The sequence below is a fragment of the Pseudomonas sp. PDM28 genome (assembly GCF_019219115.1).
Lineage (GTDB): Bacteria > Pseudomonadota > Gammaproteobacteria > Pseudomonadales > Pseudomonadaceae > Aquipseudomonas > Aquipseudomonas laurylsulfatiphila.
In genome coordinates this window covers 204,446-217,950 of record NZ_JAHUWG010000009.1, presented here as the reverse complement: position 1 = coordinate 217,950, position 13,505 = coordinate 204,446, and the positions used below count along the sequence as shown (strand labels likewise).

The following is a 13,505-nucleotide window of genomic DNA, read 5'->3' as shown; positions in this document are numbered from 1 at the left end:
TTCATTGCAGCAACTTACGTCCACCCAAGGACGCAAGCACCACAATTTGTGCAGCCAGAGCCAGTATGAATGACCTGAAAAGATCAATCGCCAACATATCGCCCTTCATACCCGTAAAAACCGTCGACGACAGATAGACGATCGCATAAACGCAACTAGCCAGAAAAACAACCTTGGTCAGGTTTTTGCTGTGCAGGATCTGAGTAATAATAGTAGTCACAAGGCCAAGACCTCCCGCCAACACCGCATAAGCCAGAAGGTCGATTTTACTGCACAAACTACTGCCCAGAATACATAACCAGTAACTCTGCGTCAGAACCATGAATAAAGGCAAACAAATCGAAACTGCAACACCAAGCATCAAATACAACTTGCTGGAGTTTTTGCCGTGGCCGGCCAGCTTGACGATGGCATATGAAGCAAGCGAACTAGGAAGAACCGTGACCAGAATATAAAAAAGAAAAAACAGATTAAAATAGCCAACTTCAGAAACATTCAAACTTGAATTTGCAAATATCATCAGACAAATGATATGAACAGGTGCCCCCAGAAGCATGCTTCCAGCGATGGCAGGCGCACCAGAACGGAAGAGCAGAGTTGCCATCTTTGCAAAGGAGAAGTACTCACGCCCTCCCCCTTTTTCATGGCTGAATCTGTTCGCCCTTATCATAAAAAAACCGAACGCAGGAGCGATCAATGTGCAGAGTGCAAGTGTCAAAATGACACCCTCTATACGCCCTTCAACCTTCGCGATAGCCAGCACCAGGAGCAATCCGAGCAGCCCATGAGCGGCCAACGCAGCCACCCACCTTCCGGAGGTGTTAAGCGAGAACATCAGTCCGGTTATGGTCAAATTGCAAACACAGGCAAACCCGAGGAAAAACGCGCCGACCATCAAGTAACCAGCACTCAGCTCATAGGAGGACGCGGGGGCCGGGAACACTGAAAAAACAATGACACAGAGGGCACCCACAACGATGCCGCCCCATGCCATGAGACTCAAGGAAGTCCTGTAGTTTACATTTTCGGCATTCATTACCGCATAGCGACTTAGCGCCACACTCAAGCACTCACCCACCACAGTCGCGATGCCTGTTACGATCGCGTAGTGGTAAGAGAATACGCCGTACAACTCAACCCCTAACATTCGGGCCAAGCTGAACAGCAAAACAAACATGCAAAGCTTGTTTGCCAAAACTGTAATAGCACAGATCTCTTTAATCACAAGAGTTAACTTCTTGCGAAGAACGAAACGTACCAGTCAGCTGCTTTCAACATACCTTCGCCAACATTGAAGAGAGGTTGATAGCCCAGCAGATTCTTTGCCTTGTCAATATTGGCTTGCGAATGCCTTACATCACCGGCACGGAAATCCCGATACACCATTTCAGACGTAGTCGTGACATCAACATTGGACAAAGCACCCTTGATACAAGCAAAGACTTGATTCAATGTCGTACGGTCCCCAACGGCGACGTTATAAACATTGTTTTTTGCTTCAGGGCTCGCACAGGCAGCCAGAATATTGGCCTGGACCGCATTCTCTACAAAGCAGAAATCGCGACTCGTTTCCCCATCACCATTAACGAAAACCTCCTCGTTGTTGATCATGGCCGCAGTCCACTTGGGAATAACTGCTGCATAGGCGCCATTTGGATCCTGACGCTTGCCGAACACATTGAAGTAACGAAGACCAATGGTTTTGAAACCGTAGGTGCTGGAAAAAACCTCAGCGTACAGTTCGTTTACATATTTCGTGACGGCATAAGGAGAAAGCGGTTTTCCGATAACACCCTCAACTTTAGGCAGTCCCGGGTGATCGCCATAGGTAGAGCTGGAGGCTGCGTAAGTAAAACTCTTCACCTGTGCGTCTTTCGCCGCGACCAGCATATTCAGAAAGCCATCAATATTAGTGCTGTTCGTGGTAATGGGATCATTGATGGAACGAGGGACGGACCCAAGCGCCGCCTGATGCAGTACGTAGTCCACCGGGATACCAGTGGCCGCATCAAAAGTCATCGCCCTTCTGCAGTCTTCAATATTTCTGATATCGCCGGTCACCAGTACGAATCGCGCCCATTGCTCCGGGCTCACTACCGACTGCACTTCGTCGAGATTACGTTGATGCCCGGTCGCAAAGTTATCGAGCCCAACAACCCGCTGATCCAACTGCAGCAGCGTCTCCAATAGATTGGAGCCGATAAATCCGGCGACACCTGTGATCAACCAAACCTTGGGAGACTGTTGAATTTCAGCTTTGACTTTCTCGAAACGGATCATGTAATTCTCGACTTGGCATTTTTATGTCAGTGATAACGAATCAGGGTCTTCTCAGACCCTGAGGATCACAGACGCAGATCTGACTGAGAGGCATCCAGCAGATACTTGAGGTCATAGAGAACGTGTTCGGCTTTACCCAGGCTCCGGATGCTCTCAGCGCCCATCGCGGAAAACTCGTTATGTGCCACAGCCAGAATAATACCGTCGTAGGAATTGACCTCTGGTTGACTGATAGGAGTAATCGAGTACTCATGAACTGCTTCAGCCGCATCTACCCACGGGTCGTACACATCAACAACAATATTGAATTCAGCGAGTTCATTTACGATGTCGATGATTTTGGTGTTGCGCAGATCAGGGCAGTTTTCTTTAAACGTCAACCCCATAATCAACACTCGTGCACCATCAACATGAATTTTGCGCTTGAGCATTGCCTTGACTAGTTGAGAGACGACGTAGGCACCCATACTGTCGTTCAAACGGCGACCGGCCAGAATGATTTCAGGGTGGTAACCAATAGACTGAGCCTTGTGCGTCAGGTAGTAAGGATCTACACCGATGCAATGCCCGCCTACCAGGCCCGGACGAAATGGCAAGAAGTTCCACTTCGTCCCGGCGGCCTCCAAAACGGCCTCGGTATCAATACCCATTTTATTGAAAATCAATGCCAACTCATTGATCAGCGCAATATTCAAATCGCGCTGTGTATTTTCAATAACTTTTGCAGCTTCGGCAACTTTGATGCTCTTGGCCTTGTGAGTGCCAGCAATAATGATGGTGTTATACAGCGCATCGACAAGATCGGCGACTTCTGGGGTTGAACCCGCTGTAACTTTTTTAATGGTAGTTACGCGATGCTCTTTATCGCCCGGGTTTATGCGCTCCGGACTATAGCCTGCAAAAAAATCAACATTGAATTCGAGACCGGATACTTTTTCCAATACCGGAACACAGTCTTCCTCGGTAGCGCCAGGATAGACCGTTGATTCATAAATAACGATATCGCCTTTCTTCAGAACACGACCAATGGACTCGCTCGCTTTAACCAAGGGCGTCAAGTCCGGTCTCTTGTGTTCGTCGATCGGCGTAGGCACGGTAACAATAAATACGTTGCAGGCAGACAACTCATCCAGCGCGGAGCTAAAGCTTAATCCTGATGCGGACTGCAACTCTTCATCAGACACCTCGAGAGTAGCGTCATGACCGGCTTTCAGCGCTTCAATTCGTCGCTGGCTGATATCAAAACCAACCACTTGCATTTTTTTGCCAAACTCAACCGCCAGCGGCAAGCCCACATAACCGAGACCCACTATGGCCAACTTCACATCTTCGAGTTTAAGCATTGTTTTCCCTTGCCATTCATCAATATTAAGTCGATCGTTAAACCACTTCACATCTCGCGCGTCAGAAACGTACTGCATAGCTGCGCAAACTGGAAATTATACCGAAAGCTCCGCAGGGAACCACAATCATTTTCAGCAGCCCGGGAAAGAATATCCCCCCCTTGGCGTAACTGCGAGGAGCAGCACGCCGTCCGGGATAATAGCCACCAATGAAACGACTGGAAACTGCCGACGATCAATCCGCGACCATCGCTGCATATCACACCGCGGAGCAAAGCTCGACCCCACCCATCGAAAAAAACGCTGAGCCGGGCGAATACGAGCCAAGAAACATATCACGCCTGATTTCGTCGAATCCGGACAGACAGGCAAATCGAAAATCGATCCACCTGGCACTGCCCGCCAGGAAACAGGACCCAGCTTCCCTCCAGGGCTAAATTAATGCCCCATCGCTCGGCGACAGGGCACTGAAATATTACTGACAGAGGGTATAAAGCTTAATCTTCCGATTTCACTGCGAAGAACCCACGCAACAATACGACCGCCAAACCCAGAATAAAGCCTGAAATAATACCCAAGACAAGGATCAATGCCTTGTTAGGCTTGACCGGGGTATCTGGCAGCTCGACATCTCCGTCCTGCCGATAGACAGACACCGCCGCTGCGTCAGTTTTCAACCCTTTGAAAAAGTTGTATTTACCCTGAAGCTCACGCAAACGATCCGTGAACGGGTCATCCGACGTGCGGGCCTGCATATTCTCGATTTCCGCCTTCAGCGCTATCGAGCCACGCATGTACGTAAGCTGACCAGACTCACCACCTGCAATAACAGACTGACTCAGCGTAATGGCGGGCGGCTTCGCCAATCCAATCGACTCGGCAATGCGCAAGGCTTCAGCCAACCTGACAATCGAGTCCTCTTTCGCCACGCGACTGGCATCTCTTGCGGAGCTTATCTGCTGCTCCAAATTACGAGCACGAACCTCAGACTCGATCGAAAGATTCCTGATCATTTCATTTTTAGCCAAATCGCCGGCCTGGGCAATGTACGCTGCGGCCCAATTTCTGGCCTGCTCAGGATTACTGGTCTGTACGACAACCAAATATCTGTCCGAGGCCTCCTTGAGGGGAGAAACGACACGAAGCACCTGAGAGAAATCGGCATACAAAACATCCTGGGACTTTTTACGCTGATCCTCGGACAAACTTGGTAGATAGACCTTGTAAAAAAAATCCCGACGCAGTGACTCTGCCTGTAAACGACGAATGTATATCTCGTAGACATCCTTAACACTATAAGGCGCCAACTCCGTATCTTTCGTTCGCCCGTAGTTAAAGTTGGCAATATCGTTTTGAGTTGGCGGAATTACGAAAGCCTTCGCCTCATAAATTGGAGTAGCGACAAAAGCGTAGCTCGCTGCAGCGACAGCCCCAAGGACAACAAACGCTAAAATAATAAACTTCTGACGTGAAATAGCGCGAACAAACCGTTGAAACTCAAAATCACCTGCATTATTTTTTTCTTTGGAGTAGCCCTGCATATACTGATAGCCTTTTACTTATAAAATTATTTTACATTCCACGACCACAGACATTGAGAACCATCAACGTAAAACTCCAGGACTCAAGCTGCAACCGCACCGCGCCCCCTCTCAAAGAGCGTTCGCAGCACACGACTTAGCAAAACTCCGACTGAGCACCCGAACACCTAGCGTCAATCTTAATGAGAAACTTGCCGCACTCTCCTCCTGGATCTCAAGGCATAAACGGCTACCATCAACCCGCCCATGATCATTCCGGCCAGGAATGCGACGACTCCAACGATTGATACCTGCAGCTCGGGGGATGAAAAACCGAAAAAGGAAACGACAACAAGCTGCTGATTTTCCAACACAAAAAGTAAACACGCGACCGCTACCAACAGCACCAGTCCCGTGATCGCAAACCGCATGAAGCGACTCCCGGTACGCCAACTACTCCTCAACGTAACCTTCCTCTTCTTCATTCACCCGATCACGCAACTCTTTCCCCGGCTTGAAATGAGGAACAAATTTGCCATCGAGACTGACTGACTGACCGGTTTTCGGATTGCGACCGACACGCGGCGCTCTGTAGTGCAAGGAGAAGCTGCCAAACCCACGGATCTCGATGCGATCACCGGTAGCCAGACATTGGGACATTTGTTCAAGCATGGTCTTGATGGCCAGCTCCACATCCTTGGATGAGAGCAGCCCTTGGTGGGTGACTATTCGTTCGATCAACTCCGACTTCGTCATATTTTTCCCTTCTTTTTCAAGCAGCTAGATCAAGCGCTTCAAAGGTTTTAGCACGCCCCGACCAATTTGAACAGCCCGAGTTTTTGACATTTTCCACCAGCAAAGGGATGCCCGCTCCCAAAGCAGCGGAACACTGATCGTGCACTCTCACGCTCACCTACAGATAACCAACATGGTGCGCGTCAGATAGCCTGCAGGGTTGAAGCCAAAGAGGCCCCCATCCTCATCTTTGGCATCATCGGACCTGGCTACAACTTTGTAGCTGCCCGCCTTGCACTCTTTGCTCGCTCGCTTGTGGCATTTCTCCCATCCCGACCCCAGCCCCGAACAATCAATCTCGATACCACTGACCCCATGCACCGCGTGAGTCTTGGCATTAGTACCGCAGCCAGCCAGTATCAGTACTGCTATTACTACGATGAGCTTGCTCATTCGCTTCCTTAGGCCAGGCACACCGCCCGACTGTCGTTCGCCTCAAGCAAAAGACTAGCTGCAAATAAACGATTCATGCTGATGTAGAAAGGGACCACTCGCCATGAGCACTAGTTTCACGACTGAAGAAAAACAAGGAGGCCAGCCAAGGGCCCCAAGGAAACCGTCACATCATCCACAGAAGGCGAAACCAGTACCGCTCACCCGCCCTTCGTGTGCATCGTTTTGAAATCCCGGCCCGACTGGATCACCGCCTGATCTGCACCGAGCGGTGCGCGCCATCCGAGAAGATTGCAGGCTTTACTGGAGTCCACTACCAGAGACCCACAGAGCTGTTCAAAGGCACCTCCCAACCCCGCAACGCGAGCGCCCCAACGCATAAGTCCTGGCGGCATAGGCACGAGCGAGATCCGCTTACCCATTCCTTCCGCCAAGCGCTTGACTATCTGGGGCGTGGAAAGATCTACCCCATCAGAAATCAGGAACGTTTCGTTAGCAGCCGCTGGATGCTCAATACACAGAGAAATGAAATCCACCAGGTTTCGCAATGACACCATGCTGCGGCAATTATCGACCGATGCAAGTGGCAACGGCAGACCAGTAGCAACCAGTTTCAATAAACGCCGAAAGTTTCCAGGGGCGTGGCCAGCATACACAAGCGGTGGACGAATGATTACGAGCTCCATATCAGAACCCTTCAGAAGCTCACGCAGACCTTGTTCGGCTTCCCACTTGGATATCGCATAGTCCGCCTTGGGGGCAGGTATTGAGGACTCATCGAATGGCGTGCTTGTTGTGCTTGATCCGTTCACGCCAATGGAGCTAATAAAAATGAAGCGCTTCACGCCGGTGGCCAGTGCCTTTCGAGCCAGATTCAATGTGAACTCAACATTGTCTGCGCGATAGAGATCGAGAGGCGAACTCGAGGTTTCTTTCAATACGTGCGCGCGACCGGCAAGGTGGATCAGCGTGGTGACACCCTCAGGAAAAGGCGCATCAGCCCAGGATACGTTACTGTTGATTATGACTTGAGCTACTTCGCTCGGAACTTTCTGACTCTGACTGCGCACCAGCGCAATGAGATCCGCATTCTTTTTTGTTATGAGTTGCTGCAGAAGCTCCTGCCCGATAAAGCCGGTAGCTCCGGTGATCAGTATCTTTTGTGAGGGAGTCAAGAATGCTGCTCCGAGAGTCGAAGGATTGAATTCATAGCGCCTATAATTTTGCGAGCTAATGACATTTACACGGGACGCATCAAAATTAGCATACAAAAAAAGGGCGACCGAAGTCGCCCTTTTTTACAGAAAGTCAGAACTTAGTTCTGCTTTTCCATTTGTGCACGCAGCAGGTCACCCAGAGTGGTGGCCACAGGAGCATCAGTAGCTACTGGCTTGTCGCGCAGGCTCTGAATTGCTTCTTTCTCGTCTTCAACGTCTTTCGACTTGATCGAGAGCTGGATTACACGGCTCTTGCGGTCAACGCTGATGATCTTGGCTTCTACTTCTTCGCCTTCTTTCAGAACGTTGCGCGCGTCTTCAACGCGGTCACGGCTGATTTCGGAGGCTTTCAGAGTCGCTTCGATATCGTCGGCCAGAGTGATGATGGCGCCTTTAGCGTCAACTTCCTTCACGATGCCTTTAACGATGGCGCCTTTGTCGTTCTCTTGAACGTACTCGGAGAACGGATCGCTTTCCAGTTGCTTGATACCCAGGGAGATGCGCTCGCGCTCTGGGTCAACCGACAGGATAACGGTGTCCAGCTCGTCGCCCTTCTTGAAGCGGCGAACGGCTTCTTCGCCCACTTCGTTCCAGGAGATGTCGGACAGGTGAACCAGACCGTCGATGCCGCCGTCCAGACCAATGAAGATACCGAAATCGGTGATCGACTTGATGGTGCCGGAGATTTTATCGCCCTTGTTGAACTGGCCAGAGAAATCTTCCCATGGGTTAGATTTGCACTGCTTGATGCCCAGGGAGATACGACGACGCTCTTCGTCGATGTCCAGAACCATGACCTCCACTTCGTCGCCGACTTGTACGACTTTCGAAGGGTGGATGTTCTTGTTGGTCCAGTCCATTTCGGAAACGTGTACCAGACCTTCAACACCTTCTTCCAGCTCAGCGAAGCAGCCGTAGTCGGTCAGGTTGGTTACACGCGCGGTAACGCGAGTGCTTTCTGGGTAACGGGCTTTGATAGCAACCCATGGATCTTCGCCCAGTTGCTTCAGGCCCAGGGAAACACGATTGCGTTCGCGATCGTACTTCAGAACCTTGACATCGATCTCGTCGCCAACGTTGACGATTTCGGAAGGATGCTTGATACGCTTCCAAGCCATGTCGGTAATGTGCAGCAGGCCATCGACGCCACCCAGATCGACGAATGCGCCGTAATCGGTGAGGTTCTTGACGATACCTTTGACTTGTTGGCCTTCCTGCAGGGATTCCAGCAGAGCTTCGCGCTCGGCGGAGTTCTCGGCTTCCAGGACGCTGCGACGGGAAACGACAACGTTGTTGCGCTTCTGGTCCAGCTTGATGACCTTGAATTCCAGCTCTTTGCCTTCCAGGTGCGTGGTGTCGCGCACTGGACGGACGTCAACCAGAGAACCTGGCAGGAACGCACGGATGCCGTTAACGTCGACAGTGAAGCCGCCTTTAACCTTACCGTTGATAACGCCCTTGACCACTTCTTCGGCTGCGAAGGCTGCTTCCAGAACAATCCAGCATTCAGCGCGCTTGGCTTTTTCACGGGACAGCTTGGTTTCACCAAAGCCGTCTTCAACCGAGTCCAGAGCAACGTGAACTTCGTCACCGACGTTGATGTTCAGTTCGCCAGCGTCGTTGTAGAACTGCTCAAGCGGGATGAGTGCTTCAGACTTCAGGCCAGCGTGAACGGTTACCCAGCGAGCTTGGTAATCGATATCAACGATAACACCGGTGATGATGGAGCCTGCCTGAAGATTCAGGGTTTTTAGGCTTTCTTCAAAGAGTTCCGCAAAGCTTTCGCTCATTTTAATTCCTGTTGATGAGGGCGAAGAAAACGCCCATCTCCACACCCCAGACGGTGTGGGTTAGTTTCATTTAAAAGAAGCCACCGCAGGACTATGACTGGTCCCCTGCGGCCCTCTTGGTCACCCGGCGATATCGCGAATGGCGATCTCGCTCATGATGCGTTCCAGCACCTGGTCGATGGACAATTCCGTGGAATCCAGCTGTATGGCGTCAGCCGCCGGTTTGAGCGGGGCTACCGCTCGCTGGGTGTCACGCTCATCGCGTGCACGTATCTCATCTAGCAGACTCGACAGACTAACACCCTCGACTTTGCCCTTCAACTGCAAATATCGACGGCGCGCCCTCTCCTCGGCACTGGCGGTCAGAAAAATCTTCAGCGGCGCATCAGGAAAAACCACCGTTCCCATGTCGCGCCCATCCGCCACCAAGCCCGGTGCTTCCTGAAAAGCACGCTGACGCTGCAGCAGCGCCTCGCGCACAGCGGGCAACGCAGCCACCTGGGAAGCGCCGGAACCGACGCTTTCGGTGCGGATGACATCGCTGACTTCATCACCCTCCAGGATGATGCGTTGCAACTGACCGTCCGTCGCCGCAATGAACTGCACGTCCAGATGAGCGGCAAGTTTCTTCAGCAGTTCCTCGTTGGTCAGGTCGACACCATGGTTATGCGCGGCGAAAGCCAGCAGGCGGTACAACGCACCGGAATCCAGCAGGTTCCAGCCCAGTCGCTTGGCCAGAATCCCGGCTACCGTGCCCTTGCCCGAACCGCTTGGCCCATCGATGGTGATGACCGGTGCAATGTTGTTCACGACTGCGCCTCTTGTGCCACACGAATGCCGACCTGCGCGCACAGCGCCAGGAAGTTCGGGAACGACGTCGCGACGTTGGCGCAATCATGAATGCGGATCGGCGCACTGGCGCGCAGCGAAGCAACGCTGAACGCCATGGCGATACGGTGATCACCATGACCGTGCACTTCACCGCCGCCGATCTGGCCGCCGTCGATGATGATGCCGTCCGGGGTCGGTTCGCATTTGACGCCCAGTGCCAGCAGACCATCCGCCATGACCTGGATGCGATCCGATTCCTTGACCCGCAGCTCTTCGGCGCCGGTCAGCACAGTTCGCCCTTCGGCACAGGCAGCGGCCACGAACAGCACCGGGAATTCGTCGATGGCCAATGGAACCAGCTCTTCGGGAATCTCGATACCTTTGAGTTTAGCTGCCCGCACACGCAGGTCAGCCACGGGTTCGCCGCCGACTTCACGCTGGTTTTCCAGAGTGATGTCCGCGCCCATCAGGCGCAGGATGTCGATCACACCGGTACGGGTCGGGTTGATGCCGACATGCTCGAGCACCAGGTCCGAACCTTCGGCGATCGATGCAGCCACCAGGAAAAACGCCGACGACGAAATGTCGCCCGGCACTTCGATGTGGGTCGCGGCCAGCTTGCCACCGGACTCAACCGATGCCGTGGCACCGTCAACGCTCACCGGGTAGCCGAAACCGCGCAGCATGCGCTCGGTATGGTCGCGGGTCGGAGCCGGCTCGGTCACGGTGGTCTTGCCTTCGGCATACAGACCAGCCAGCAGCAGGCAGGACTTAACCTGCGCGCTGGCCATCGGCATGGTGTAGGTCAGGCTCTTGAGCTTGTTGCCACCACGGATGGTCATCGGCGGACGACCTTCGGCGGCGGTCTCGATTACCGCGCCCATTTCACGCAGCGGATTGGCCACGCGATTCATCGGGCGCTTGGACAGCGAGGCGTCGCCGGTCAGGGTGCTGTCGAAGTTCTGCGCGGCCAGCAGGCCGGACAGCAGGCGCATCGACGTACCGGAGTTGCCCAGGTAGATCGGGCCCGGCGCCGGCTTCAGGCCGTGCAGGCCAACGCCGTGAATGGTCACGCGCCCGTGGTGCGGACCTTCGATGACCACGCCCATGTCACGGAACGCCTGCAAGGTCGCCAGGGCATCTTCACCCTCGAGGAAGCCTTCGACTTCGGTGACGCCCTCAGCGAGGGAACCGAGCATGATCGAACGGTGGGAAATCGATTTGTCACCCGGTACGCGAATCCGACCGGACAGGCGGCCACCAGGTTGAGCCAGGAAAATCAGATCGTTGGAATTCATAGCGTCCACATAGGCCCTGCGGGCCAGGATTTTACTGAAATGCTCGCGGGCAACCCGGGCGCGAGTGAAAACGCCCAACAATTGGTGCCCATCCCCTGCATCGACCGCGTCGCGCAAGGCGTCGAGATCGCTGCGAAATGTATCGAGTGTGCGCAGGACAGCTTCGCGGTTGGCGAGGAAGATGTCGTGCCACATGACCGGGTCGCTTCCGGCGATTCTTGTGAAATCGCGGAAACCGCCCGCAGCGTAACGGAAGATCTCAAGATTTTCATTGCGCTTGGCCAACGAATCGACCAGGCCGAACGCCAGCAAGTGCGGCAGATGACTGGTCGCGGCCAATACTTCGTCGTGACGTTCGACCTGCATGTGCTCGACATCGGCACCCAGCGCGCGCCACAAACGGTCGACCACTGCCAAGGCAGCCGGATCGGTCTGATCCAGCGGCGTCAGGATCACCTTGTGCCGACGGAACAGCTCGGCGTTGGAGGCCTCGACCCCACTCTGCTCGGAACCGGCAATCGGATGCCCCGGCACGAAGCATGGCGGCATCGTGCCGAATGCTTCGGTGGCAGCGCGCACCACGTTGCCCTTGGCGCTACCGACATCGGTCAGGATCGCCTGTCCCAGGTCCATGCCAGCCAGACGCGCGAGCACTTTCTCCATGGCCAGGATCGGCACAGCCAACTGAATGACATCGGCGCCCTGACAAGCAGCGCCCAGGTCTTCCTCGCAGCGATCCACCACCCCCAACTCGACCGCGAGCTTGCGCGATTGTGGATCGAGATCGACCCCGACCACTTCGCGACACATCCCGCTTTCGCGCAAACCCTTGGCAAACGAACCGCCGATCAACCCCAGACCGACCACCACCAGGCGACCGATCATAGGTTCGGCAGATTGCAGTGCAGTAACATCAACCACGAGCCAGAACCTTGGTCAGCGCATCCAGGAAGCGGCTGTTCTCTGCCGGTAGACCAATGGTGATGCGCAGGTGATTCGGCATGCCGTAGTTGGCCACCGGGCGCACGATCACACCTTCACGCAGCAAGCCCTGGAACACCGGGGCCGCGACCTGACCGAGATCGATGCAGATGAAATTGCCTTTGGATGGAATCCAGCTCAGACCCAGCTCACGGAAACCGGCTTCCAGCTGCTGCATGCCGGACTCGTTCAACTGACGGCTTTGCGCCAGATACTCGTCATCCTTCAACGCCGCACAGGCCGCGGCCAGGGCCAGACTGTTGACGTTGAACGGCTGGCGCACACGGTTCAGCACGTCTGCGACTACCGCCGTGGACAAGCCATAACCCACGCGCAGCGCTGCCAGGCCATAGGCCTTGGAGAAGGTCCGGGAAACCAGCAGGTTCGGATAGGCCGCCAGGAAGTCCAGGCCATCCGGCAGATCGCTGCCTTCGGCGTACTCGATATAGGCCTCGTCCAGTACGACCAGCACATGCTCCGGAACATCCTGCAGGAATTCGTCCAGCGCCTCGGCGTCGAACCAGGTCCCGGTCGGGTTGTTCGGGTTGGCGATGAAGACCACACGGGTATTGGCGTCGATGGCTGCCAGCATTGCCGGCAGGTCATGCCCCCAATCCCTGGCCGGAACCACCTTGGCCTGCGCACCGACCGCCTGAGTGGCAATCGGATAGACAGCGAACGCATGCTCGCTGAACACGGCGTTCAGGCCCGGCGCCAGATAGGCACGCGCGACCAGTTCCAGGATGTCGTTGGAACCATTGCCCAGCGTAACCTGATCAAGTTCGACGCGGCACTGTTCGGCCAACAGGCTCTTGAGGGCAAAGCCGTTGCCGTCCGGATAACGGGTCAGCTCGGCCAGCGCATCGCGGATGGCCGCCAACGCCTTGGGGCCGGGGCCCAGCGGGTTTTCGTTGCTCGCCAATTTGATGATGCTGGCCGGATCGAGGTCCAGCTCGCGAGCCAGTTCGTCCACGGGTTTGCCCGGAACGTAAGGCGAAAGTTGTTGCACGCCCGGCTGTGCCAGAGCGAGGAAATTGCCACTCATTTGCTACCGCCC

The 13,505-nt window shown here is 54.3% G+C and carries 12 protein-coding genes; all 12 read right to left on the bottom strand.

Annotated features, from left to right (window positions below):
• Position 1 precedes the first annotated feature (1 nt).
• The 12 genes from KW841_RS21375 to hisC all read right to left on the bottom strand — a co-directional run bounded on the left by KW841_RS21375 (position 2) and on the right by hisC (position 13,493).
• Positions 2–1,225, bottom strand: coding sequence for an oligosaccharide flippase family protein (locus KW841_RS21375; RefSeq protein WP_218479656.1), 1,224 nt, complete (start codon positions 1,223–1,225; stop codon positions 2–4).
• 5 nt (positions 1,226–1,230) lie between these two features.
• Positions 1,231–2,280 (bottom strand): NAD-dependent epimerase/dehydratase family protein, encoded by a 1,050-nt coding sequence (locus KW841_RS21370; RefSeq protein ID WP_218479655.1) that lies wholly within the window; start codon positions 2,278–2,280, stop codon positions 1,231–1,233.
• Positions 2,281–2,345: 65 nt separating this feature from the next.
• On the bottom strand, positions 2,346–3,623 hold the full coding sequence (tviB, locus tag KW841_RS21365) for a Vi polysaccharide biosynthesis UDP-N-acetylglucosamine C-6 dehydrogenase TviB (RefSeq protein ID WP_218479654.1): 1,278 nt from the start codon (positions 3,621–3,623) through the stop codon (positions 2,346–2,348).
• 497 nt (positions 3,624–4,120) lie between these two features.
• Positions 4,121–5,164 carry an LPS O-antigen chain length determinant protein WzzB gene (locus KW841_RS21360; RefSeq protein WP_218479653.1) on the bottom strand — a complete coding sequence of 348 codons (1,044 nt, stop codon included), beginning with the start codon at positions 5,162–5,164 and terminating at the stop codon, positions 4,121–4,123.
• A gap of 179 nt (positions 5,165–5,343) precedes the next feature.
• Entirely contained in the window at positions 5,344–5,574 is a 231-nt protein-coding gene (locus KW841_RS21355; RefSeq protein WP_173900816.1) for a lipopolysaccharide assembly protein LapA domain-containing protein, read from the bottom strand.
• A 22-nt stretch (positions 5,575–5,596) separates the two neighbouring features.
• A complete protein-coding gene (gene ihfB, locus KW841_RS21350) occupies positions 5,597–5,899 on the bottom strand; it encodes an integration host factor subunit beta (RefSeq protein ID WP_102700288.1) in 303 nt (100 codons plus the stop codon).
• Between the two features lie 153 nt (positions 5,900–6,052).
• The gene (locus KW841_RS21345; protein WP_218479652.1) at positions 6,053–6,331 is read right to left on the bottom strand and encodes a hypothetical protein; all 279 of its coding nucleotides are present in this window, start codon (positions 6,329–6,331) and stop codon (positions 6,053–6,055) included.
• A gap of 200 nt (positions 6,332–6,531) precedes the next feature.
• On the bottom strand, positions 6,532–7,506 hold the full coding sequence (locus tag KW841_RS21340) for an NAD-dependent epimerase/dehydratase family protein (protein WP_218479651.1): 975 nt from the start codon (positions 7,504–7,506) through the stop codon (positions 6,532–6,534).
• A gap of 140 nt (positions 7,507–7,646) precedes the next feature.
• On the bottom strand, positions 7,647–9,338 hold the full coding sequence (gene rpsA, locus KW841_RS21335) for a 30S ribosomal protein S1 (RefSeq protein WP_007973639.1): 1,692 nt from the start codon (positions 9,336–9,338) through the stop codon (positions 7,647–7,649).
• A gap of 120 nt (positions 9,339–9,458) precedes the next feature.
• Complete coding sequence (gene cmk, locus KW841_RS21330) at positions 9,459–10,148, bottom strand: (d)CMP kinase (RefSeq protein ID WP_007973641.1); 690 nt, start codon at positions 10,146–10,148, stop codon at positions 9,459–9,461.
• Entirely contained in the window at positions 10,145–12,352 is a 2,208-nt protein-coding gene (locus tag KW841_RS21325) for a bifunctional prephenate dehydrogenase/3-phosphoshikimate 1-carboxyvinyltransferase (RefSeq protein WP_256357915.1), read from the bottom strand. Before KW841_RS21325 ends, cmk begins: the two co-directional genes overlap by 4 nt.
• A gap of 28 nt (positions 12,353–12,380) precedes the next feature.
• Positions 12,381–13,493, bottom strand: coding sequence for a histidinol-phosphate transaminase (gene hisC, locus KW841_RS21320; protein ID WP_218479649.1), 1,113 nt, complete (start codon positions 13,491–13,493; stop codon positions 12,381–12,383).
• Positions 13,494–13,505: the final 12 nt, after the last annotated feature.